This window comes from Sphingobium yanoikuyae (assembly GCF_034424525.1).
GTDB classification, from domain to species: Bacteria; Pseudomonadota; Alphaproteobacteria; order Sphingomonadales; family Sphingomonadaceae; genus Sphingobium; species Sphingobium yanoikuyae.
The window spans coordinates 45881-69788 of record NZ_CP139979.1; the positions used below are offsets into that span (position 1 = coordinate 45881).

Sequence of the window (23908 nt, forward strand, 5' to 3'; positions counted from 1 at the left end):
ATTTATCCCCTGCTTGCTGAATTCGGTGTTAAATCGAGTCTGTTGCACTGCAGTATCTATGGCGCTTACTGCAGCGTGAGCAATCAGAATTCTATGTTTTGCCAAATTGATGGATCAATATCCCAACGGGCGGCATCGGGGTCGACGGCCAGTGGGAGGGGGAAGGCGCGCAGCAACGCGTCGCCATCATAATTTTCGACCGGACGCCAGCGGCGATCGATGAATCGGATGATGGCGTTCCAGTCCGACTTGAACTTGCGATCGCTCAGATAGGCATTGATGGTCGATCGACCGAGGCCCGCGTAAAAGTCCGCGATACGGTGATCGATCTTGGATTTCGGATCGTTGATTTCGAGTTGGGCGCCCTCGCCCTCGCCAGGGCCATAGGTCGCGAACCAGGCGCATGGGATGCCATAGGTTTCCGAAATGACCAGGCCGTGCAGGCTGGTCGAAACAATACGGCGGCACGAAATGATTTCGGCAACCTTTGCGCGCATGGCGTCGGGCGTGGCGTCGCAATAGGTGTTGATGATCTTGACCTTCCCGGCCCATTCTTCCGGAATGTCATAGCGACCATATTCCGGGCGGTGGCCGACACCTGGACATTGCTCGGTCAATTCCGAAATGTGCAGGATGACGCCCAGATCATGGGTTTTCTCGACATCGTCGAGCGGCCAGATGCGCGGCAGAAGCCAGACCGGGTCGCCGAAAATGTCAGGCGCATCGATGCCGGCGTTGCGGAATGTCGCCGCGCTGTTCGGGCCGCGCGTGGCATAGACGTTGAATTCGGTATTGGGCGGCTTGGAATAAGGCGCATCGCCGGTGACCGGATTGCGAAGCGCATCGACACCGGTTCCCCAGAAATGCAGCTTTCCGTTTTTCTGCCCATGGCCGATGGTTCCGACTGCGACAATGCGTTCGCTGTCTTCGTCGAAATTCGCGCGGACCACGGGCATGCCGGCCAGCGAACTCACCATGATGGCGCTCAATCCATCGCCGAAGTTGGTATAAGGTTGTTCGGGGGTGGTTGCGACCCAGGATAGTGGTGCGCGAAGCCTCTCACGGTTCATGCGGAGGAGGCGGTCGGTCTGGACGTCTAGCGGCATCGTCTTTTCTTTTCTCGAATTTATGGGAGCGGTGCGATTGTCTTGGGCATAATCAAGTTCGATTCTGGTCGCAATCCATTTGAATATATTGGCAGTTTCTCTTTGTTGTGCAGTGCGGCGGGCATCCTGTCTTAACGCGGGTGACAATGCCCTCGGTCCTGCCTAGGGTCGCGGGGCATGAAAAACGTATGGCCCGCCCCGTCTGCAAGGGGGATTTTGAAGTGTTCTGATCAGTCTGCGTCAACGTATGCGGTCTCATGGGTGACCCCATGGCCAAGATGGACATCCGCACGTCTGGAGCCACAATAAAGACGCCGGCAACGAGTGCCATTTTTTTGGCCGGGCTTTCCAGACGCCGATCGACTGTCAGGCCATCTTCACGATCCTTCCTGCAAACATCGTTGGCCTATGCACGAAGATGCGTGCGGCCGATCCGGTTATGCCGCGACTGGGTAGCCGCGTTCGAACGTCGCGTCCTTGCGCAAGGCCGCCCATGCGATCCGCGCCAGCTTGTTGGCCAGCGCGACGACGATAGCATTGCGGTGGACTCCTCGCTCGATCATTCCTGTCAACCAGCGCCCCAACGGGGTCTCGCTTCGCGCCAGCGACGGCAATGCTGCTCGGGCACCGTGGATGAGCAAGGTGCGCAAGTAGGTGTTGCCTCGCTTGGAGATGCCGAGCAGCCGCGGCTTGCCGCCGGTAGTATGCTGACGGGGCACCAGACCGAGCCAGGCACCCAGGTCTCGGGCTTTGGCAAAGCTGCTGGCATCGCCCACGGCTGCAATCAGGGCAGTTGCGTTCAGCACCCCGACGCCGGGGATGGATGTGAGCCGCCGGGCAGCCGCGTCATTGCGCGCCAGCTCGACAAACTCGCCGTTCAGCGTTTCCACCCTGGTATCGAGTTCGCGCCATTCGGCACGCAGTTCGGCCACCAACTGGCGCAGACGCGGTGACAAGGTCGTATCCTCATCGGCCAGCAGGGCATCGATGCCGAGTTCCAGCTTGCGCCGCCCAACCGGGAAAATGGTCCCGCGCTCCAGCAGGATCGCCCGCAACTGGTTGGTCAGGCTCCTGCGCTCAGCCACCAGGCGCGAGCGAACCCGGTGGAGCGTCTGGATGTCCAACTGCTCCTGGGTCTTGAGTTCGACGAAGCGCATCGTTGGACGCGAGGCGGCCTCGGCGATCCCCTCGGCGTCGCGGTCATCGTTCTTCTGTGCTTTGACATACGGCCGTACGTACTCCGGCGACATCAGCCGGATCTCATGTCCGTGCGCGGCGAACAGGCGCCCCAGATAATGGGCACCGCAACATGCCTCCATCGCGACCACGCACACAGGAAGCTTGGCAACGTAGTCGACCAGCGTCTGGCGGCGCATCGACCTGCGTACGACGACAGCTCCCGACGCATCCACGCCCACCACACTGCAGGCATTCTTGCCCAAATCAACGCCAAGGATCACAATAGACATCGGTCCGCTCCTTTCCTCTTCAAGCACCAGCATCATATCCGATGCCGGGGAAAAGGGGCGGGCCATCCCATAAAGACCTAGGCATGATCGACGACGCTGGCCAATCGGAAAGGTGCCTCTCTGAGGGGGCATCGAGAGTTTTGCCTATCTGCATCGACGGGCGTCTGCTGGATCGCAATTTTACTGGCGTTGGTCATTATGGTCATCGTCTGGCTCAGACCCTGGAGCGCCACGCTGTGCCGCCTATGCGCCTTGATGCCGCGGTGCCCGAGTGGGACCAGTCCGGTGCGGCGGCACGCATGGGGCGGTATCTGCGCGCCTATCTTCCCGGTGTGAGGTCGCTGGTCCGCAGTCGTGCAGATAAGCCTGGCTATGCTGAAAGATTGATAGGACAGGATATTTTTCGTCAGGCCTATCTGCATTTCAAATTTCATGGCCGGTTGATGCGCCTGCAGGTGCCGGGGCCTGCTGGCATCATGCATTGGACATACCCGCTGCCGCTCTATCTGGAGGGATGGCGCAACATCTATACGGTCCACGACATCATACCGATCGATCGCCCGGATCTGTCTTCGATCAACCCCGTCCGGATGGAGCGTCTGCTGCGCGCGATCATGGCGCGGGCTGACCATCTCGTGACAGTCAGCGAGGTGGTGCGACAAGAATTGGTGGCGCGGTTCGGTTGTGCGCCAGATACCGTCACGGCTTGCCATCAGGTGGCGGACCTTGATGCGCGGCGCGGTGAAGTGTCGCGGGATCCGAATGCGCATTTTCTTTTTTGCGGTGCGGTGGAGCCGCGCAAAAATCTCGCCCGGCTTGCGCGTGCCTATGTGGTCAGCGGCAGTAACAGGCCTTTGATCATCGTCGGACAGGACGGATGGCGTTCTGACGAGGTGCGGCGTGAAATCGGAAGTCATCCCGGCATTCGCTTCATGCCATTGCAGAGCCGTGAATCATTGTCGGACCTGATCCGGGGTGCGCGCGCGCTGCTATTTCCATCGCTGGCAGAGGGTTTCGGCCTGCCGGTGGCGGAGGCGCTGGTGCTGGGGACGCCGGTCATGGCTTCGGATATCCCAACGCTGCGGGAAGTTGCTGGAGACGCTGCCCTTTTTGTCGATCCTTTTGATGAGGCGGAGATGAGCCGTGCAATAATGCGGTTGGATGGTGATGATATTCTGTGTGAGCGTCTGGCGAGACTTGGCGATGTCAAAGCTGTCGCTTATCAGTCGCGGGCTTATCATGAGCGGCTGCAGGCAATCTATGCCGCGGTAGGCGAAAACCGGTGAAGAGCCGGGGTGGGGCGGAATGGTGATGAGAATTGGTGTCGACGGTTATAATCTCGCCTTGCCGGCGGGAACCGGCGTCGCCAGCTATGGTCGGGCCCTGTGTCGCGCGATCACCGCCATCGGTGGCGAGATAGACCTGATTTATGGCATCGCCATGCGGCCCGAAACTCCGGCGCCTATGCGGGAGACGCTCTTCTATTCGCGATTGGGCGAGCAGTTGTCTCTGGGGCAGAAGCCCAAGATGACGCTGCGGCGGCGGGCGTTGAGGGCTGCAATGCTGCCGACCGTCCGCAAAGCGGTGGAAGTGCCCATCAGCGGAAAGGTCATTGCAGGCGATATGGTCGAGCGGGTGCCTCCCGCGCGACGGATTTTTTCGCGTTCGGGGCTTTTCGAGGCCTCGGTCCATTATTTTCGCCGCTATGGCAAGGCGATGCGGATCGAGGTGCCAGAACCGCCGGCGATCATGCACTGGACCTATCCCGTGCCGGTGGAAATGGTCGGCGCGCGCAACGTCTATACCCTGCATGATATCGTGCCGCTGGTCATGCCCTATGCCAGCCTGGAAGATAAAGCCTATTACAAGGCCATGCTGCAATGGCTGGTGGATAATGCGTCGGGTTTGTGCACGGTGTCCGAGGCGTCCCGGCACGATATCTCGGGCATGTTCGGCATGGCTGCGGATCGGATCGACAACCTGTATCAGGCGGCGGACCTGGGTGAGCATCCGGTCATGCCTGCTGGCGATGATCTGCGGCTCTGGCTTGATCGGCTGTTCGATCTGGAGCTGGGGGGCTATTTCCTCTTTGCGGGGGCGATCGAGCCGAAGAAGAATGTCGGGCGATTGATCGAGGCCTATCTGCAGTCGGGGGTGGAAACGCCCCTGGTGATCGTGGGACGGGAGGGTTGGCGAGCTGAACCTGAGCTCCGTTTGCTGCGCGGCGGCAATGGCGCGCAGTTGAAGGGGGCGGCGCGTATCCGCCGGATCGACTATCTTCCGCGCGCTCAATTGCTGCGGCTGATGCGCGGAGCGCGAGCGATGCTGTTCCCATCGCTCTATGAAGGCTTTGGCTTGCCGGTGCTTGAGGCGATGGCGCTGGGAACGCCGGTATTAACTTCAAATATTAGTTCTCTGCCGGAGGTGACGGGTGAGGCGGCGATGCACGTTGACCCCTATGACGTCGACGCGATGGCACGGGCTATCGTCGCGATGGACGGAGATTCCGCTTTGCGACAGCGACTTAGTGCACTAGGTCTTTCGCAGTCGCAGCGCTTTTCGAAGGAGCGTTTCGAGGAACGCGTCGCGCTTTTCTACGAAAAATTACTTAAATGAATTTGTTAAGGCGAAGGCAGGGCAGATGAAAAGCGGGGCAAAGCAGCAGATCATGGCTGCGCAGATACGTTATTTTCGTCGCGGTGCAGCATTGACTGCCATCGCACTGACGGCGGCCTGTTCAAGCGTGCCCAGCAGTGGCCCGACGGCGGGCCAGCTGTTCGACAAGGAACGAGTCGAGGCCAGCAAGATCGGCTTCAGCATCATCGATGTGTCGAGTGACAGTATCCCGGCTCCCGAATTGGGTGAGTTGGGGACGACGGCAACCCTTGAGCAGCTCACTGCCAATGGCAGGATCGACCTGCTTGGCCCTGGCGATGTGCTGCAGGTCAATATCTATGAAGTCGGGGTGTCGCTTTTCGGTAGCGGCATGACCATCGGCGGCGGCGGTGATCGCATGGATACCAGCGCCAAGGACCAGTCGCTCAATGGCGTAACCGTTGACGAGCAGGGCTATATTTCCTTGCCCTATATCGGCCGGATACAGGCCGCCGGACGCACCACGGACGATGTGCGGCGCGCCATCATCGCGGGTTTGCGCGGCAAGTCGCAGGCGCCTCAGGCGCTGGTCACCGTGAAGGAAAATGTCACCAACACGGTAACGGTGGGCGGCCTGGTGTCCGATCCGGGGCGTCAACGCCTGTCACTTGCGCGCGAGCGGATATTGGACGTGGTTGCTGCTGCTGGCGGGCTCAAGGAGCCGGCAACGCAGAGCACCGCGATCCTGCGGTTTACGCGTGCGGGGCGGACGGCGGAAACCTATCTTGCGCAGCTTGTGCCGGGCTCCGCCGCCGATTTGCAGCTGTTGGGCGGCGATCGCATCGAAATCCTGGAACGTGCGCGCAGCTTCACCGTCTTCGGCGCCGCGGGCAAGGTTTCGGAAGTCAAGTTCGAGAAGGCGAATCTCTCGCTCAGCGACGCTGTCGCGCGCGGTGGCGGGCCGGATGCGCAGCAGGCTGATCCTGCGAATATCTTCATCTTCCGTTATCAGCAGGATGCTGCGGCACCGGACGGCGAAAAGCCGCTGGTCTACCGTCTGGATATGACTCGTCCTTCAAGCTATTTTCTGTCGCAGCGCTTCATGATGCACGACAAGGACGTCATCTATGTCGCAAACGCGCGGGCCAATCAGACGCGCAAGGTGGTGGAAATCTTCAATCTGCTGACTTCGCCGTTTATCCAGGCGCGCGCGGTTACGCGATAGGGAAGGGTATGATCGGGTGATGCAAGGTCGCTGCAGGCATCCGATGATCCTTGGCAACATGGCGAAACAGCCGAACGGGCATCACGATGTAACGAAAGCGGCGTCCAGCGCCGATTCAGAGGAATTATGAGCGACCAAGCTATGCGCATTTATCCAGTCATTCTTTCGGGCGGTTCCGGGACGCGGCTGTGGCCGCTGTCGCAATCGCATCGGCCCAAGCAGTTCGTGCCGGTCGTGACCGACAAGTCGATGATCCAGGAAACGATTTTGCGCGTGGCCGGCCAGCCGGAATTCTTGCAGCCGATCATCGTTTCGGGGCAAACGCAGGGGCACCTCGTCACCGAAGCACTGGATGGCATCGGCGTCGAGCCGGCCGCGGTGCTGTTGGAGCCTGCTGCGCGCAACACCGCTGCCGCCGTTGCCATCGCCGCGCACTGGATAGCCCGCAATGATCCTGGCGCGATGATGATGGTCATGCCTTCGGATCATGTCATCAAGGATCTCGACAGCCTTTACGTGGCGATCCGTTCGGCGGCCCAGGCGGCGCTTGCTGGGAGGCTGGTGACCTTCGGCATACAGCCGACCCATCCTGAAACCGGCTACGGCTATATCGAGCGCGGTTCGCCGCTCGAGGATCTGGCTGCCGTTCACCAGGTGCTGTCCTTCCACGAAAAGCCATCGCTGCCGCTCGCGACCCGATATTTCGAAGGCGGGCAACATTATTGGAACGGCGGGATGTTCCTGTTCCTGGCCGATGCCTATCTGGCTGCGCTTGGCGAACATGCGCCCGAGGTAGCGGCCGCGAGCGCTGCGGCGATGGACGATGCGCTGGTCGAAGGTTCCACGGTTCGGCCCGGTGCAGAGGCCTTCATGGCCGGGCCGGATATCTCGATCGACCATGCGGTGATGGAAAAGGCCGTCAACGCTGCCGTTGTGCCGGTCGACATGGGCTGGTCTGACGTCGGATCATGGGACGCGCTGTGGACGATCCAGACGCGCGACGAGCGTGATAATGCGGTGCAGGGCGATGGTGTCGTGATCGATGGCGAGGGCAACCTCATCTATGTCAGCGACGGACCGCCGGTCGCGGCATGGGGGCTGCGCGATTGCGTCATCGTTTCGACAGCGGACGGCATATTGACGGCTCCCCGTCACCGGTCGCAGGATGTGAAGAAGATTGTCGACTTTCTGAAGCGGCGCAATGCCGGTGCGTGAGACTTTCATGCCGAGGCGTTGCGAACGTTTCTGCTCTGCGGCATGGACGAATTGAACTGGCTATGCAGACCCAATCTGGTTGGAAACAATGATCGAAGCGGCGAGAGACAATAAAGGCTTGGCCGGCTTTTTTGAGGGGCTTCGGGTTCAGTTCAGCGTCATCGGCGCGCTGATCATGCGCGAATTGCATACGCGTTATGGGAAGCGCGGCCTTGGCTATGTCTGGCTGTTCCTTGAACCCATGCTTCTGGCGGTGCTCGTCGTCTCGCTGCGGCTCATCGCGAAGGAGCGGCACTATGGCGCGGGTATCGGCGTGGTACCCTTCATCGTGCTGGGATACACGATGTTCATCATGTTCCGCGGTATCTGGAACCGTGCCGACGCCGCGATCGAGTCCAATCTGCCGTTGATGTATCACCGCATGGTGAGCATTTTCGACATATTGATGGCCCGCGCGATACTGGAAGCAGCCGGCTCGATCGCCGCCTTCATCGTGCTGACCGGACTGTGCATCATGGTCGATATGGGGGACTGGCCAGCCCGTCCCTTCTATTTCATCACCGGATTTCTGGAATATTTCTGGTTTTCATTCGCCCTTTCCATGATTTTGTGCGGGGGAACCTATGAAAGCCCCACGTTGCAGAAGTTCGTTCACCCGATCAGCTATATTCTTCTGCCATTGTCCGGCGCATTTTTCATGGTGGAATGGTTCCCGGACAAGCTGCACGGGCTGATTGCATGGTGGCCCATGGCTTCGGTGTTTGAAGAGATGCGTTATGGCTGGTTCGAACCTGCGTCCGACCAGCATTTTTACCCGGCATATGTCTGCGCATGCTGCATGGTGCTCACCTTTTTGGGTTTGTTGTCGATCAAGCTTGTGCGGCGGAAGGTTGAACTGAAATGAATAAGCTCACTGACATTGTTCGATCAGGCACGGAAGTCGACCCACGTCCGACGGTGGTCGAGGATGATGAAGTCTCCGCGCCGTCCAAGCTTGATGCGATCAAGCGCTATCTCTGGCGCTTTCGCTTCTTTCTGGCGATCGTTGTCCTGCCGACGTCCATCGTCGCTGCCTATTTCGTCCTGATTGCGACCGACCAATATGAATCGGAAGCGCATCTTGTCGTTCGCTCCAATAGCGGTGGCAAGGAGCCGAGCGGTCTGGACGCCGTTCTGAAGTCGTTCGGCACGAGCGACTCCTCGAAAGAGGCGTCGACGCTGGGCGATTATATGCGGTCGCATGATGTGGTCGCTTCGTTGCGGCGCAGCACCCAGTTGGTCGAACGCTATCGCCGGCCCGAAGCCGATTTCATAAGTCGCCTGCCGACCGCCGATCCGACGGACGAGGAGCTTGTGAAATATTTCAAGGCACGCTCCAACATCGATCTGGATTCGGAAACGGGCATCATCAATGTCCGTGTTCGTTCCTTCCGACCGTCGGATTCCTACGCCATCATCAATGCGATGCTGGCGCTTGGCGAGAAGCGGGTCAATGCGCTGAACGCGCGATCCTATGAGTCCATGCAGGGGCTTGCCCGGCGGCAGCTGGCAGAAGCCGAGAAGGGCTTGCGCGAGGCGCAGGCGCAGTTGGCGGCGTTCCGTCGAGGGCGCGGTGACGTCGATCCCGAGGGCAGCGCGGAGGCACAGTTGAAGCTGGTCACCGAACTGCGCAAGGAAGAGGCGATGGCGCGTGCCGAGATGCAGGCGATCGCCGCGCAGATCGGCAGCGACAACCCGCAATACAAGGCGCTGCAAAGCCGCGCCGAGGCAATCAACCAGCAGTTGACGTCGCAGGAAGGCTTCCTGGTCGGCAACAGCAAGTCCATCGCCTCGCGTCTGGGTGACTATCAGGATCTCGAACTGCGCCGCGATTTTGAATCAAAGCGCTACGCAGCGGCTGCGGCGGCGCTGGAGGGCGCTCGCGAGCAGGCAACGCGTCAGCAGTTGTTCGTGGTACGCCTGGTCGAACCCAATGTGCCGCAAAAGGCGCTGTATCCCAAGGGACTCAAGACCGTCTTCACGGTTTTCCTGGCGCTCGGCATTGCCTATGGCATCGCCTGGCTGCTGATTGCCGGTGTGAGGGAGCATAGCTCGTGAATCGCGAGGCTGCGAAACGGTTGGCGCCCGCCCCGGTCCGCAAGCTGGTTTCAAAGCTCAATCGCGCGCAGGGGCGGTACAAGTCGGCTGGTGTGCCCGTGACGGGCGCAGTCCATGGCTTCATATCACGCGGCAATGCGGCGCGATCCGCAAAGGACTGGGAGCAGGCTGCCGAACATTATCGTGCGGCCGTCAGCGAGGCGCCCAATCTGGCGCATATCTGGATCCAGCTTGGGCACATGCTCAAGCAGAAGGGGGATGTCGATCAGGCTCTGGACGCTTATGCGCGCGCCGAGACGATCGATCCGGACGGCGAAGGTGCCGTCGAACAGGGGCGCGTTGCGAAACTGCAGAAAAAAAACGCTGTCGCAACGCAGCATTTCCTTCGGGCCTATCGAACGAACAACGGCAATATCGAAGCGCTAACGGAGCTTCTTCACCTGCTCGAACGGAGAACCAAAATGGATCGGCAAGCTCTCGCCAGCCTTTTGAAGAATCCCGAAATGACGACCGCCGATTCTGCTCCTTCGTCGATGCGCGACGGTGAACTGACCATGCTCGACTCTCTGCTGGGGCGCGTGAAAGAGTTGAATCTGGAAGAGGGCCAGGTCGAAGCGCTCAGAGCGGCGCGCGAGCGCCTCAATGAGAGGGTGGGCGATGACAGCGCGCCGGCAGCATGGGAGGGCGATCAGATCGTCTTCGACGCGTCCGACCTGATCGAGTATTTTGCGCATAATCGTCTTCCCACCGGCATTCAGCGGGTGCAGATCGCGACCATCACGGATTCGATCCGCAGTCGACCGGCCGGCAGCGTCAAAGTATGCTGTTTCCTGCCGGATGATGGTAGCTGGATCGAGGTTGCGACGGCAAAGTTCATCGCCATCTGTGGTCTGGCTCTTATCAGTGGCGACCGGTCCGATCCCCAATGGCAGCAGGCCTATACGGATCTCAAGATCAGTATCAGTCTGGCGCCTCCGCTGAAATTTAATGCCGGCGCGTTCCTCGTCAACCTGGGTACGTCCTGGTGGCTGCGCGACTATTTCCTGTTCGTGCGGGAAGCCAAGCGACTGCATGGCGTGCGCTATATCCCCTTCGTCCACGACCTCATCCCGATCGTGACGCCGCAATATTGCGTCAAGGCGCTTACGCAGGAATTCATCGAATGGGCACTGGGCGTGTTCCAGCACGCCGACTTCTTCCTGGTCAATTCCAATGCCACGAAGAACGACCTGCTCAAGGTTGCGAGCACCCTTGGCCATCATATCGAGCCGGAGGATGTCGCCGTCATCCCGCTGGATGCGCAGTTCCGCGATCCGGGGCAGCCGCTGGCGCCCGTTCGCTTGCTCCGGGACTGGCAGCTCAAGCCCGATGATTTCGTGCTGATGGTCTCCACGATCGAAGTGCGCAAGAACCATGCTGCGGCATTCGATGCCTGGGAAGCGCTGATCGAGAAGCATGGCGCGCGACAGGTGCCCAAGCTGGTTTGTGTCGGCAAGGATGGTTGGCTGAACGATGCCATCTATGCTCGGCTCGATGCATCGTCGCAGCTTCGATCGCGCGTGGTGATCCTGTCCGGCCTTTCCGACGAGGAACTGGGCCTGCTCTATGACAGTTGCCGTTTCACCCTGTATCCCAGCCATTATGAGGGCTGGGGCCTGCCGGCGACGGAATCGCTCTGTTATGGCAAGGTGCCGCTTCTGGCTGACAATTCCTCGCTGCCGGAGGCCGGTGGTCCCTTCGGCGTCTATTTCCAGTCGGGATCGTTGGCCGATCTGATCGACAAGGCCGAGCGGCTGGTTTTCGATCGTGCGGAACTGCAGCGGCTCGAAGCGAAAATCGCCGCGGAATTTTCGCCCCGGACCTGGCAGCATGTGGCAGATCAGATCGGACGCGAGATCGAGACATTCCTGGCCCGCAAGCCGGCAATGCTGGGAGCCAATGACGAATGGTCGCAACGGATAGAGCCGGTGACATTCGGCGCCTATTACCCGCTGGGACGGACGCCCGAGCATCGCATCTGGAAGGGGTTGGGCTCGGCGGAAATCTATCGGAGCGGCACGGGTTGGTACTGGCCCGAAGAGTGGGGGTGCTGGACCAAGGGCGATGGCGGAGAACTGGCCTTACGCTTCCTGGATCAGAAGGGGCCGGTTCGCGGTTTCATCAAGGTCCATGCGCCGCCCGGAAAAGCGACCAAGTTCGAGGTCAGCGCTCCCGCCGCAGGTGTCTTCGTTGAAGGAAGCTTGCAACCGGACGAGTTCCGCTGGATCGCCATCGACATTGCCGACATCGCAGCGCCGGAAGGTTTTCACATCCGGTTCAAGACCAGCCGACCGGTCGACCTGGACGAGGTAACCGGTGGGGCCGACAGCCGGGTGATTTCGCTTGGCGTGGGCGGTTTCTATTTCTGCCATGCAGACGATCTGGTTGCGCGCGCAAACTTCATCGAGGCGATGACGATCGGTGGTTTGCGGCAGTTGGCGTTCAATCGCGAACCGGCTGTATTCTGAACGATGACCCGGATGGAACAGGGGATCGTGTTGTGACTGCCGTATGTCTGGAGATGAAGCAGGTCGTCAAACCATGGGGGCGCACCGACATCGGGGCGTTCCCCAATCCGATGCAGGACAAGGTCGGCGAAATCTGGTTTGATGGTCCGGAAGGCGAAAGGCCGCCGCTCCTGGTCAAATATATCTTCACCAGCGAGAAATTGTCGCTCCAGGTGCATCCCAATGACGAGCAGGCGCACGCCGTGGGGCTGTCGGGCGGCAAGAGCGAATGCTGGTATATATTGGATGCGACGCCTAACGCCACGCTGGGCATCGGCACTATCCGGCCACTTGATGGCGACGCGCTGCGGGCAGCGGCCCTGGACGGTTCGCTGGAAGCGTTGATGGACTGGAAGCCGGTTCAGCCGGGCAGCTTTTTCTATGTGCCGGCCGGAACCGTTCACGCCATTGGTGCGGGCGTGACGCTGGTCGAAGTGCAGATGAACAATGACGTGACCTATCGCCTGTTCGACTATGGACGGCCACGTGAACTGCATCTTGATGCCGGGATCGCGGTTTCGGTAGCACGCCCTTATCCGATGGCGGACAGGGTCATTCCGACGGGCCAGGATTGCGCGATGCTTGATCGCGCCGTGGCGCCTTTTACGCTCGACATGCGTTATTGGGACGCGGGGTCGGAGGAAAGGATCGTTTCCGACACGGGCTGGTTCATCCCCTTGTCAGGTACGGGCACCATCGATGGCGCGCCATGGGCCGCGCATCAGTGCTGGTTGATGAAGGGCGAGACCGTCATCACGGTCGAGGATGGCGCCGATGTGCTGGTCGCATCGGTATGATGGTCAACTCAGTGCGATGACGTCACCGGCCAGATAATCCAGTTCCGCACGGTCATGGCTGACATACACGACCGCTATGCCGGTCAGTGCATGCAGGCGCGCGATAAGGGCCAATATCTCGGTGCGACGAGCCAGGTCCAATGACGAGATCGGCTCGTCCAGCAGCAGCAACCGGGGGGTGGAAAGCAGCGCGCGGCCGATCGCCACGCGCTGTGCTTCGCCGCCCGACAGCGATGCTGGCCAGCGGTCGAGTAGAGCTTCTATGCCCAACAGTTCGATCAATGCCTCCTGCGACAGGCCGTGGACGCCGCCATCCGGCTGGCCGCGAGGGCGCCCATAACGCAGATTGGCGCGCACGCGCATGTGGGGGAACAGCCGTGGTTCCTGGAAGACATAGCCGCAGCGGCGCCGTGCAGCGGCAATGTCGATGCCGGCATGGCTGTCGAACAGTCTCTGCCCGCCAATCGCTATATGACCGTGATCGGGGCGCAGCAGGCCGGCGATCATGTTGAGCGTCGATGTCTTGCCCACGCCTGAAGAGCCGAACAGGGCGATGATGCCGCTGTCCGACCGGATGCGGCAAGCAATGTCACGATCGCCGCGTCGCAGGTGGATATCGATATCAAAGATCATGGGATCGTCCCGCTGCCATGGCGCGCCGGGCAAGATATTCCGACAGCAATAATGCGGCGAAGGACAGCGCGACGGACAGTAGCGCGAGGCGCAGCACGACATGGTCGCTGTCGGGCAATTGCAGCGCGGAATAGATGGCGATGGGGAGGGTGCGCGTCTCGCCCGGAATGTCGGACACGAAGGTGATCGTGGCACCGAATTCGCCGATGGATCGGGCAAAGCCCAGCATTGCGCCGGCAAATATGCCCGGTAGCGCAAGGGGAAGGGAAATGGTGCAGAAGACGCGAACGGCAGAGGCGCCGAGCGTCTGGGCCGCCTGTTCCAGTCGATGATCGATGGCGGCGATCGACAGGCGCATCGCCCGGACCATCAGCGGCAAGGCCATGATCGCGGCCGCAAGGGCGGCTCCGGTCCATCGGAACAGCAGGGTGATCCCGAACCAGTCGAGCAACCAGCAGCCGATCGGCCCCTGTGGTCCGAACAGCAGCAGCAGCAGCCATCCCGTCACCACAGGCGGGACGACCAGCGGCAGGTGAACCAAAGTATCCAGAATCAGCTTCCCGGGGAAACGGGCACGCGCCAGCAGCCATGCCAGCGCAAAGGCGACCGGCAGCATGGCCATCATGGCCGTCAATCCGACTTTTAGCGATAGGCCGATGATAATCCATTCATCGGCGCTGAGGCTCCATGTCACGAGTTCGTCAAACCATCTATCTAACCGCCTTTGCAACCAGCAGGCTGACTCATAGCGAAGCTGTTTGACAAGTGCTGGGCAAAAAGATTGTAGAGGCAGCGACGGGGCGGTAGCCCCGGACGAGATCAAAAAAAGGGTCGCAATACATAGTAATTGCAAAATCGGAGCTTGTGGAATGAAGGAACTCGTTGCGTTCGACCTTGACGGCACGCTTGCCGAAAGCAAGCAGCCGCTGGGGGAGCCGATGGCACAGGCACTTGCCCGGCTGCTCAAGGTTGCGCATGTCGCCGTGATTTCGGGTGGCGACTGGCCGCAATTCGACAAGCAGGTGGCGAGCCGGCTGTCGGCCGATGCGGACCTGTCGCGGCTGTGGCTGATGCCCACGACCGGCACCAAGCTCTACACCTATCAGCAGGGCGCCTGGACCCCGGTCTATGCCGAACTGTTCGATGAGGCGCAGAAAGCCGCGATCCTGACCGCGTTCGACGCGGCGCTGGAAGCGACCGGCTTCGTGCCCGAGCAGACCTGGGGCGAGCGGATCGAGGATCGCGGCAGTCAGATCACCTTCTCCGCGCTCGGCCAGCAGGCGCCGATCCACGCCAAGGAAGGCTGGGATCCCGACTTCGCCAAGCGCAAGATCATCCAGGCCGACCTGCGCCAGCGCCTGCCGGGCCTGTCGATCAACATGGGCGGCGCGACGTCGATCGACATCACCCGCGAAGGCGTGGACAAGGCCTATGGCCTCAAGAAGCTGCGCGACGCGAGCGGCATCGCGCTCGACGCGATGATGTTCATCGGCGACGCCATCTTTCCGGGCGGCAACGACTATCCCGCCAAGGAACTGGGGCTCGACACGGTGCGCGTGCGCGATCCGCAGGAAACGCTGTCGGTGATCGACGCGATCGTCGCCTGCCAGAAATAGACAGCGAAAGTGACAGGGATCAGGGCGCGCTGAAGCCGTAACGGCCAAGGATCGCCCGGCCCTGCGCCGACAGCAGGAAGCGGCGGAAGCCTTCCGCGTCGTGGTGGCGACTGGCGGTCAGCCGCGCCACCGGATAGCGGATCGACGGATGGCTGTTGGCGGGAAAAGTCCCGACCGTCTGCACCGATTTCGAGGCACGGGCATCGGTTGCATAGACGATGCCGAACGGGGTGGCGCCGCGCTCGACGAGGGCAAGGGCGGCGCGCACGCTGTCGCCGCGCGCGACCTTGTCCGCGACCGAGGGCCAGACATTGAGCGCGGTGAGCGCCGCCTTGCCATATTTGCCCGCCGGCACGGCGTCGGGATCGGCCATGGCGAGGCGGCCGCCGTTCAGCGCTGCGGCGAGCGGCATGTTGCGGCCGATGCGCAGCCGCACCGGCTTGCCGGCCGGGGCGACCAGCACCAGCCGGTTGCCGGCCATGTCGGCGCGGCTGCCGCGCGCGACGAAGCCGGCCTTCTGGATATCGTCCATCCAATCCTCGTCGGCAGAGGCGAACAGGTCGGCAGGGGCGCCGGCCTTGATCTGCCGGGCCAGCGCCGAGGAGGCGGCGAAGGACAGGACCGGGCGGGCATGGCCCTGCCGCGCCCAGGCATCGGCGGCAGCGTTCATTGATTCCTGCAGGCTGGCGGCGGCAAGCACCAGTGGCCCGCGTCTGTCCTGCGCGGCGGCCCAGGATGGCGACAGCAAAATTGACAGGAGCGCGAGCGCGCGCAGCAGGAGCGGAATCGGAGAGAAGAAGCGCATGACCGCCTTGTGCGCCCGGCGCCGCGGCCATGCAATTGTCGGCACATGCTTTTGTCGCCGCGCCCGATCCGCTAAGCAGGCGCTGGTGACGCCGATCCTTTCCCCCTTCGTCCGTTCCGGCCGGACCCGCACAGCCCTTTGACATGGCCGTGATACGCACGCTTTGCGGCCGGTGCGGCGTCGGCTGTGGCCTGCGCGCCATCACCGGCGAGGATCGCGACCTGATGGTCGAGGGCGACCGGATGCATCCGGCCAATGCCGGGCGGCTGTGCATCCGCGGGCTGGAGATCGCGGAAGAGGTCGGGCTGGAAGGGCGATTGCTCCAGCCGATCATCGACGGTCGGCCGCAACGCTGGGAGAAGGCGATCGCGCAGGTCGCCCGGCGCTTGTCGGCGGTGATCGCCCAGCATGGCCCGGACAGCGTGGCGCTGCATGTCGGCGACGGTCTGCTGACCGAGGATTATTATGTCGCCAACAAGCTGATGAAGGGCTTCATCGGTTCGGCCCATGTCGATGCGGGCTGGGCGGCGAATGACGGCGCGGCGCTGGCGCAGCGCGCGGCCTATGGCGAGGATGTGATGCCCGCCGCCTATGAGGATATCGAGCGGGCCGAACTGATCCTGATGATCGGCGCGGATCTGGCGCAGGAACATCCGGTGCTGAATGCGCGGATCGCGGCGGCGCGGGCCGATCAGGGCGTCGAACTGCTGTTGCTGGCGGCGCCGGGCGAGGGGACGAGCATCGAGGCCGACCTGCGCATCGAAATGCCGCGCGACGGCATGGCGTCCTGGATCGCCGGACTGCTGCGCCATTGCCATGATGTCGGCGCGACCGATGGCGACTATCTGGCGCGCAGTGTCAGCGTACCCGACGATTTCTGGGCGCAACTGTGGACCCGCCATGATCTGTGGTCGGTGGCGCGCAGTTGCGGCCTGTCGCCGGTGGAGCTTCGCGCGCTCTATGACCGGATCGCCGCCGTGCCGCGGATCGTGACGCTGTTTGGCGGCGCGGACGAGGGGCTGGCGCGGGCGGTGATCGATTTCCATCTGGCAACCGGACGGATTGGCAGGCCGGGGGCGACGCCCTTTGCCATGACGGCCGCGGCCAATGGCATGGGCGGGCGCGAGGTCGGCTGCAATGCGACGGGGCTTGCGGCGCATCGCGGCTTCACGGCAGAGGCGATGGCCGAAATAGATCGCTTCTGGTCGGCCGAGGCGATGGCGACCGGGCCGGGGCTGGATGGTGCGGAACTGGCCGACGCGGTGCGGGACGGGCGCATCCGCGCGCTGTGGAGCATAAGCGGCGACGGCATCGATCCGGCCTGGCTGCGCGCGGCGCTGGACGTGGTGCCGCTGGCGATCCGCTCCACCCCCTGGGCCGATCCCGAGCGGGACGGGCGCGGTATCGCGCTGCCATCGGCCAGTTGGGTCGAGAAGGACGGCACGCTGACCGGGGCGGACCGGCTGATCAGCCGCCAGCGCCGGCTGTTCCCGCTGCCCGGTGAAGCGAAGCCCGACTGGTGGATCGTCACCCAGGTCGCGCGCGCCATGGGCTGGCAGGCGGCATTTCATTATGAATGGGCGGCGGAAATCTATCGCGAGCATGTGCGCCTGACCGCCTATGGCAATGACGGTGCGCGCTTGCTCAACCTGCGCCGCCATGCCCCGATTTCCAACCCCGCCTATGAGGAACTGACCCCGTGGCGCTGGGGCGAGCTGCCGTTCGACGAGGGGCGCTTCCCGACGCCGGACGGCAAGGCCCGCCTGCTGCCCTTGTCCTAGGCGGTAGATCGCCGGGCGACGGGGCGCCGACGCGACAGTAGAAAGTTCACACCGTTGTGCGGCATGTGGTGGCGCGTCTTTTGGCGGATTGGCGTCAGGTCGGTCGGCGCGGGGTAATGGCCGCGCGACGATCAGGCGCCGGTGTCGCGCCTGCGACGCGACAGCGAGGCGACAGGGAAAGGACAGCGACGCGACAGTGTCGCGTGGGCGGCGGCAGTGGAGGCGGGAAAGGGCGCGGCGTTCCATCGAAGCATGTGGAACAGAAAGGGCGAGAGTAGGAAAGCGATGGGGCTGCTACCGACCAAATGCGGCTGTAAAATCCTCCCCTGCAAGGGGAGGGGGACCACGAAGTGGTGGAGGGGTGTCGCCCTATCGAGAGGGAGATACCCCTCCGTCTGGCCTTCGGCCAGTTCAAGGGAGACACGGGTCTCCCTTGAACTCCCCTTGCAGGGGAGGATGGTCTGAAAACGACCATTTGTTGCCTTTGATATGGTGTTTTCCGCTTTCCAATTGCAGACATTTCCAGCAACTTTGAGGAAGCTGGCTTACGGGCATGGGTTGACAGAAAATATGATGGGTCGGTCGCTCCTTTGGCTTGCAGCGAGTATTCCTCCATTGATGCTCGCGGCATGCACTGCTCAGCAGGTGCCGACGAGCAATGAAGAGAATAATGCGCTTTGCCGAATGCTCCCAGGAAAATCTGAAGCGATTAGATCTTCAAAATCAGGTATCCAGTATCTCCCGCCTTCGTTTGGGAAGGTTATGCACATTTGTAAATTCAAGGGTTATCCGGAATGCTTTCCTAAGATCAGTAATTTTGAGAGTGAATGGTATTCCAACCATTGGGAAGCCGCAACGGAGCCATCTCTTTTTGAAATTTCAAACGCCCAAAAGTATGCCGGAGACAGTGTTCTCAGATTCACATGGCTCCCGACGTTTCATCATCCGGTGATTGTCCGTTTCGAAACGTCCGCAGGCACCACTAATTTTATAGCGAAGGAGCTTTCCGGTGCCGGGGGTTATGAACCGGGTAGTATCTCTCGGCAAATCAATCGGAAACTCAGTTCCTTAGAAGCGCACCAAGTGGAGCGCGCGATGGCGAGGGCTAGCCCGTTCAATGAACCGCCCGAAAATTGCGGCGGCGGCTCGGATGGTAGTCGATGGATACTCGAACGCGCTCGTAAGGGCAGTTACGAATATGCCGACCGTTGGTCGCCTCAGAAGGGGGCAATGCGCGATTTTGGACTGCTGACCTTAAAACTGACCGGTTGGGAATTTGAGGAAATCTATTAAAGAAATAGCAGGTCGTTTTACTTGCTCGGCTCGCATTCTGAATGCCAGGTAACGGCATCCTATCGCCACGAGCAGACTGTCCGCTCCCCACCCAACTTTGCCACCCCAGCGGAGGGCCGGGGTATATTCTAGACCGGTTCAGCCTCGCGCGATGCCTGTGAGATGATCGAGCAGGGCGTCGCCATTGGCGGTCCAGGTGAAGCGCAGGGCGGCGGCGCGAACGGCGTCGCGTTCGGGCGGGTCTGCCAATATGTCGGCGATCGCTTCGGCCAGGGCTTCGGGTTCGCGATCGACGATCTTGCCGGCTTCGGGGCGATCGAGCAGTTCGCGGGCGCCGCCGACATCGGTGATGACGATCGGCGTGCCGCAGGCGAGCGATTCCACCCAGGCATTGGCGAGCCCTTCGGATTCCGACGGCAGCGCCATCACGTCGGCGGCGGCATAGAGGCGCGGCAAGCGGTCGTGCGGCACCGAGCCGAGGAAGCCGATGCGCCGTTCGACGCCCAGTTCCTGCGCGAGATTTTCGAGCATCCGGCGATATTGGCCCTGGCCGGCGAGCAGCAGGGTGGTGCCGGGTAGCAGCGGCAAGGCGCGGACCAGAATATCCTGGCCCTTGCGCGGGATGAGCGCGCCGACGCAGAGGATCAGCGGCCCTTCGAAGCCGAGCGCGGCCTTGGCCTGATCGCGGTCGGCGATCTCGAAGCGGTCGAGGTCGACGCCGGTATAATGGACCCGGATCTTGTCGGCATCGATGCCCATCCGGCCCATGGAACGGCGCATCGCGGCCGAGACGGCGAGCAGGCCGGCGGCGCCGTCGGCGGCGCGCTTCACCATCTTCCTGGTGCCGCGCTGTGTGCCCCAATGATGAATGTCGGCGCCGCGCGCCTTGACCGAATAGGGGATGCCAAGCGCCTTCGACAGGCGCTGGGCCACCGGGCCGTCGGGGAAGAAGAAGCTGGCGTCGATCACGTCGAACGGGGTCTGGGCGTGCAGCCGCTTGACCAGCGGCAGGATGGCGCGGGTCATGGTGAGGACATTGGTGCGGCCGCCGAATTTCGGGATGATCGGGAAGGTCGGCCGATAGACGGTCAGATCCTTCCACCTTTCCTTGGGTGGCAGGGCGCGCAGCGGGGCATAGCGGCCGGCGCGCGACAGCGGCCAGGGCGGCATGCCGATCGGGGCGACGACGGTGACGCTGACGTCGGGGCGGCTCGCCAGTTCGCGCGCCTGTCGCTCCACGAAAACGCCGAAATTGGGCCGGCTCATGTCCGGGAAGAGCGTGGAAAGCGTGAGGACGTTGAGTGTCATGGGCCCTCCCTACTGCATGTCGGTTAAGCGAGGCTTAGGCGTGGTGGGGGCGCTTGGCTATAGCCGTCGGACGAGTTGCACCGCCACTGCGCCCCAGGGTGGGTCGGTCAGTACCTGTTGCCGGGCGCCATGGCCGAGCGGCAATATCTGGAGCCGGTCGCCCTCGCGGCCGATGAGGCGGCCGAACAGGAAGCGGCCGGCGGGGCGGGGGAAGAGGACGTCGCGGTTCAAGGCGCTGGCGAAATCGGCCGGGGCGATGCGACGGCACCAGATGGCGTCGCCGCTGCGATAGTCGCCGATGCTGGCATTGACCTGGATGCCGATCATGCCGTCGGCGGGCACGGGTGGCGGGAAGGACAGGGCGCGGACCGGCGCGCGCGCGCCCTCCGGCCCGAGCAGGGCGGCGACGGGCACTTCGCTCTGGCCGGGCAGGGCGACCAGTTCCGCGCTGGTGACGCCGAGTGCGTCGGCAATCCGGTTCAGCCATTTGACCGAGACGGTGCGGGTGCCGGTTTCGAGCCGGCCGATGGTCTGGGCGGTGGTAGGCGGCAGGCAGAGCAGGCCCACCTGTTCCAGCGTCAGGCCCTTGGCCTTGCGGACCTCGCGGATGCGGGTGATCATGGCTGTCCTCGGGTTGATAACCTATTTGGTTTTCTCTTTCCTACAGATTATCCGTCGTGGCAAGCCCCTGGCCTTCGCCACCCTGTCAGGAGATGCCGCCATGGCCACCCAGTTTGTCGACCAGATGATCGAAGACCCTGCCGGCAAGATGCAGGCGGTGAAACTGCATCTGGGGGAATCGCCGCTCGGCTGGCTGCATGCACGCGGCCATGTGAGCGACCGGCAACTGGCGGCGGGGGAGAGGTTGCGGCGCGACTGGGAGCAGGCGGGATTGGGCGCGCGGGTGACGATGCGCTGGGACGGGGCACCGGCGGAGCGGCGACGGGGCGGCGCGGCGGCGATGCCCGATCCGAGCGCCGCGCAGCTGTCGGCGCGCGAGCGGTTCGACGGCGCGGTGCGGGCGGCGGGGCCGGGACTGGCCGACATATTGTGGCGGGTGGTGTGCGCGGGTGAGGGGCTGGGGCCGGCGGAACGGGCGCTGGGCTGGCCCAGTCGCGCGGGCAAGCTGGTGCTGGGACTGGCGCTCGACCGGGTGGCGGACTGGTATCGGATGGGGTGAGGGGGGCTAAATGAACCGTCCGGGCTGAGCGAAGTCGAAGCCTTCGGCCGAGCGGCGCGAGGCGATGACTTCGCCTTCGCTCAGTCATGCCCTTCGACTTCGCTCAGGGCGAACGGAATAAATATGCAGCGGCCCGTAGCGCCTAGGCCATGGACCCCGCTGCGCTTGCTACCCACCCCAACCCCTCCCTGGAAGGGAGGGGCGCGGTATGTTTGCATTCAGGCCAAGAATCCTGCGCCGAGGAGCAGGAGCAGCTTTACGTCCATGGCGAAGCCCTGGTCGCGCCAGGCTGCGATCTGGTCCGGCAGGGTGGCGAGGGGGACGCGGTGGACGCGGATATCCTCGCTGTCGACGCCGCCGCCATCGCCGGTCTTCACCAGATCATGGGCGCGGAACAGGGTGAAGCTTTCCGAGACCATGCCGGGCGAGCTGAAAAATTCGCCGAGCGATTCGAGGCGACCGGGGAGATAGCCGGTCTCTTCCTCCAGTTCGCGGCTGGCGGCGAGGCTGGCCTCCTCGCCGGCGTCATGATCGCCGACGAGGCCCGCGGGCAGTTCGATGCAGCGCTTGCCGAGCGGCACGCGATACTGGTCGACCAGCAGGACATGGCGGCCGTCTGCATCCTCGTCGATCGCCAGGATGACGGCGGCGCGGATGCCGCGGGCGCGGCCGACATATTCCCATTTGCCGCGCGTCTTCGCGGTGATGAAGCGCCCGGTCCACATGGTTTCCTCGGGCGCATTCCAGTCATTATCGCTCATAATTCGATCAGTCTGTCCGGCAGTTCGTTGATGTCGTCGGCGGCGCGGGGGAAGTGCGGCGCCAGAATCGCGCCGACCCGGCCGATGGCGAGGGCAAGGCCTTCGCCCGGCCGGTCGTCGCGCACCGCATCGATCAGCAGCGCCATCGCCTCGCCCCAGGCTTCCGGCGTGACGCGATCGTTGATCGCCTTGTCGGCGACGATTTCGGCGCGATGCTCGTCGAGCGAGAGATAGATGAGCACGCCGGTGCGGCCGGCGGTGCGGGCCTCTGCGGCGGCGCGGAACAGCAATATGGCGCGGCGGCGCACCCGGCGGGCCTTGGTCGCGCGCGGGGTGAGCGCCATGCGCAGTGGCATGATCGCGAGGAGGTAGCGCACCACCAGGAAGTCGAGGATCAGGTCGCCCAGCAGGATGGTCAGCATCTTCCAGTCGGCGACCTGATGGTCCCAATCGCCCAGCAGCCGGCCGGCCAGGTCGCGCAGATAGTCCGGGAAGAAGGCGAAGAAAGCGAGGGCGACGAACACGGTGCCGATCGCCCAGTGCAGGCCGACATCATGATAGGCGTCGGATCGACGCGCGACAATCGGCACGATCTCGCCCGATGTCTGCTTTTCGGCCTCCATCACGGCGGCCGAGACAAGGTCATGATCGCGTTCGCTGAACTGTACCGGCTTCACCAGCTGCCTCCCGCACCGCCGCCGCCGAAGCTGCCGCCACCGCCGGAAAAACCGCCGTCATCGCCGCCGCCCCAGCCACCGCCGCCACTGCCCCAACCGGAACCGCCGCCGCTGCCCCATCCGCTGTCGGACGGGCCCCAGATGATGACAGGGCCGGCACCGCCGCGATAGCGGCGACCGCGACCGCCGCGGCTGGCGAACATCGATATGCCGACGATGACGATCACGATGACCCAGAAGACCAGCATCACGGCGCCGCCGCCGCTGTCACCCTTACGCTGCTCCGCCTCGGCTGCGGCGGCGCGTGCCTTTGCCTCCTCGGGCGGCAGGGTCAGCAGGGTGGCGAGTTCGTTGACGCCCGCATCGATGCCGCCGGGAAAGTCGCCCGCCTTGAAGCGCGGGATGATGGCGGTGCGATAGATGCGCGAGGCGAGCGCGTCGGTGACGATACCCTCGACACCATAGCCGGTGGCGATCCAAACCTTGCGCTCGTTCGGGGCGACCAGCAGGATCGTGCCGTCGTCTTTTTCCTTGCTGCCGATGCCCCAGCTGCGACCTAGCTGATAGGCATAGTCACCAATCTCATAGCCCTGGAGATCGGGCACGGTGGCGACCACCACCTGCCGGCCGCTCTGCTTGTCGAGCGCGGCCAGCTTGGCGGTCAGCGCCTGCTCCTGCTGCGGCGAGAGCAGGTTGGCGGCATCGACCACCTGGCCGGTCAGCTTGGGAAAGGTCTGTGCCTGCGCCGCCGGTATGAAGACCAGCAGCGCAAGGACCAGCAGCAGGCGCCGCATCATCGTTATC

22 protein-coding genes are annotated in these 23908 nt (G+C 62.9%); 12 read left to right on the forward strand and 10 right to left on the reverse strand.

Features of this window, described 5'->3' with window-relative positions:
- Positions 1 to 83 precede the first annotated feature (83 nt).
- Entirely contained in the window at positions 84 to 1253 is a 1170-nt protein-coding gene (locus U0025_RS00220) for a polysaccharide pyruvyl transferase family protein (RefSeq protein WP_217653170.1), read from the reverse strand.
- A 290-nt stretch (positions 1254 to 1543) separates the two neighbouring features.
- The gene (locus U0025_RS00225) at positions 1544 to 2575 is read right to left on the reverse strand and encodes an IS110 family RNA-guided transposase (RefSeq protein ID WP_004207353.1); all 1032 of its coding nucleotides are present in this window, start codon (positions 2573 to 2575) and stop codon (positions 1544 to 1546) included.
- A gap of 83 nt (positions 2576 to 2658) precedes the next feature.
- Between U0025_RS00225 and U0025_RS00230 the strand changes: the two genes are divergently transcribed.
- From U0025_RS00230 to U0025_RS00265, 8 genes are all read left to right on the forward strand, one after another.
- Positions 2659 to 3861 carry a glycosyltransferase family 4 protein gene (locus U0025_RS00230; RefSeq protein ID WP_072893599.1) on the forward strand — a complete coding sequence of 401 codons (1203 nt, stop codon included), beginning with the start codon at positions 2659 to 2661 and terminating at the stop codon, positions 3859 to 3861.
- A 58-nt stretch (positions 3862 to 3919) separates the two neighbouring features.
- The gene (locus tag U0025_RS00235; protein ID WP_157225208.1) at positions 3920 to 5191 is read left to right on the forward strand and encodes a glycosyltransferase family 4 protein; all 1272 of its coding nucleotides are present in this window, start codon (positions 3920 to 3922) and stop codon (positions 5189 to 5191) included.
- A gap of 25 nt (positions 5192 to 5216) precedes the next feature.
- Complete coding sequence (locus U0025_RS00240) at positions 5217 to 6395, forward strand: polysaccharide biosynthesis/export family protein (RefSeq protein ID WP_004210389.1); 1179 nt, start codon at positions 5217 to 5219, stop codon at positions 6393 to 6395.
- A gap of 141 nt (positions 6396 to 6536) precedes the next feature.
- Positions 6537 to 7610 (forward strand): mannose-1-phosphate guanylyltransferase/mannose-6-phosphate isomerase, encoded by a 1074-nt coding sequence (locus U0025_RS00245; RefSeq protein ID WP_004210390.1) that lies wholly within the window; start codon positions 6537 to 6539, stop codon positions 7608 to 7610.
- 88 nt (positions 7611 to 7698) lie between these two features.
- Positions 7699 to 8514 carry an ABC transporter permease gene (locus U0025_RS00250; RefSeq protein WP_004210391.1) on the forward strand — a complete coding sequence of 272 codons (816 nt, stop codon included), beginning with the start codon at positions 7699 to 7701 and terminating at the stop codon, positions 8512 to 8514.
- Positions 8511 to 9707, forward strand: coding sequence for a Wzz/FepE/Etk N-terminal domain-containing protein (locus U0025_RS00255; protein ID WP_004210392.1), 1197 nt, complete (start codon positions 8511 to 8513; stop codon positions 9705 to 9707). Before U0025_RS00250 ends, U0025_RS00255 begins: the two co-directional genes overlap by 4 nt.
- Entirely contained in the window at positions 9704 to 12214 is a 2511-nt protein-coding gene (locus U0025_RS00260) for a glycosyltransferase family 4 protein (RefSeq protein ID WP_004210393.1), read from the forward strand. The genes U0025_RS00255 and U0025_RS00260 overlap by 4 nt, the downstream gene beginning before the upstream one ends.
- 32 nt (positions 12215 to 12246) lie before the next feature.
- On the forward strand, positions 12247 to 13050 hold the full coding sequence (locus U0025_RS00265) for a class I mannose-6-phosphate isomerase (RefSeq protein ID WP_004210394.1): 804 nt from the start codon (positions 12247 to 12249) through the stop codon (positions 13048 to 13050).
- A 3-nt stretch (positions 13051 to 13053) separates the two neighbouring features.
- On the opposite strand, the gene U0025_RS00270 is transcribed toward U0025_RS00265, so the two are convergent.
- Entirely contained in the window at positions 13054 to 13683 is a 630-nt protein-coding gene (locus tag U0025_RS00270; RefSeq protein ID WP_004210395.1) for an ATP-binding cassette domain-containing protein, read from the reverse strand.
- Positions 13673 to 14377, reverse strand: coding sequence for a molybdate ABC transporter permease subunit (modB, locus tag U0025_RS00275; protein ID WP_037490960.1), 705 nt, complete (start codon positions 14375 to 14377; stop codon positions 13673 to 13675). Before modB ends, U0025_RS00270 begins: the two co-directional genes overlap by 11 nt.
- 175 nt (positions 14378 to 14552) lie before the next feature.
- Here modB and U0025_RS00280 point away from each other — a divergent pair, with 175 nt between their 5' ends.
- The gene (locus tag U0025_RS00280; protein ID WP_004210397.1) at positions 14553 to 15299 is read left to right on the forward strand and encodes an HAD-IIB family hydrolase; all 747 of its coding nucleotides are present in this window, start codon (positions 14553 to 14555) and stop codon (positions 15297 to 15299) included.
- A 19-nt stretch (positions 15300 to 15318) separates the two neighbouring features.
- On the opposite strand, the gene modA is transcribed toward U0025_RS00280, so the two are convergent.
- A complete protein-coding gene (modA, locus tag U0025_RS00285; protein ID WP_004210398.1) occupies positions 15319 to 16104 on the reverse strand; it encodes a molybdate ABC transporter substrate-binding protein in 786 nt (261 codons plus the stop codon).
- A 143-nt stretch (positions 16105 to 16247) separates the two neighbouring features.
- On the opposite strand from modA, the gene U0025_RS00290 reads away from it, so the two are divergent.
- Both U0025_RS00290 and U0025_RS00295 read left to right on the forward strand, forming a co-directional pair.
- Positions 16248 to 17885: a molybdopterin oxidoreductase family protein gene (locus U0025_RS00290; protein WP_004210399.1), complete on the forward strand. Its 1638-nt coding sequence runs from the start codon at positions 16248 to 16250 to the stop codon at positions 17883 to 17885.
- A gap of 489 nt (positions 17886 to 18374) precedes the next feature.
- Positions 18375 to 19178, forward strand: coding sequence for a hypothetical protein (locus U0025_RS00295; protein WP_157225210.1), 804 nt, complete (start codon positions 18375 to 18377; stop codon positions 19176 to 19178).
- Positions 19179 to 19316: 138 nt separating this feature from the next.
- Here U0025_RS00295 and U0025_RS00300 read toward each other — a convergent pair whose 3' ends face one another.
- Together U0025_RS00300 and U0025_RS00305 are read right to left on the reverse strand one after the other, a co-directional pair.
- A complete protein-coding gene (locus U0025_RS00300; RefSeq protein WP_004210402.1) occupies positions 19317 to 20486 on the reverse strand; it encodes a glycosyltransferase in 1170 nt (389 codons plus the stop codon).
- 57 nt (positions 20487 to 20543) lie between these two features.
- Positions 20544 to 21107, reverse strand: a complete 564-nt coding sequence (locus tag U0025_RS00305) for a helix-turn-helix domain-containing protein (RefSeq protein WP_004210404.1) — start codon at positions 21105 to 21107, stop codon at positions 20544 to 20546.
- Positions 21108 to 21207: 100 nt separating this feature from the next.
- Between U0025_RS00305 and U0025_RS00310 the strand changes: the two genes are divergently transcribed.
- Positions 21208 to 21666 (forward strand): DUF6456 domain-containing protein, encoded by a 459-nt coding sequence (locus U0025_RS00310; protein WP_004210406.1) that lies wholly within the window; start codon positions 21208 to 21210, stop codon positions 21664 to 21666.
- Between the two features lie 218 nt (positions 21667 to 21884).
- Here U0025_RS00310 and U0025_RS00315 read toward each other — a convergent pair whose 3' ends face one another.
- Genes U0025_RS00315 through U0025_RS00325 form a run of 3 tightly spaced genes read right to left on the reverse strand, consistent with a single transcriptional unit; the run spans position 21885 to position 23901 of the window.
- Positions 21885 to 22427, reverse strand: a complete 543-nt coding sequence (locus tag U0025_RS00315) for an NUDIX hydrolase (protein WP_004210408.1) — start codon at positions 22425 to 22427, stop codon at positions 21885 to 21887.
- The gene (locus tag U0025_RS00320; RefSeq protein ID WP_048938408.1) at positions 22424 to 23050 is read right to left on the reverse strand and encodes a TPM domain-containing protein; all 627 of its coding nucleotides are present in this window, start codon (positions 23048 to 23050) and stop codon (positions 22424 to 22426) included. The genes U0025_RS00315 and U0025_RS00320 overlap by 4 nt, the downstream gene beginning before the upstream one ends.
- Positions 23051 to 23100: 50 nt before the next feature.
- Positions 23101 to 23901 (reverse strand): TPM domain-containing protein, encoded by an 801-nt coding sequence (locus U0025_RS00325; RefSeq protein ID WP_004210410.1) that lies wholly within the window; start codon positions 23899 to 23901, stop codon positions 23101 to 23103.
- Positions 23902 to 23908 lie beyond the last annotated feature (7 nt).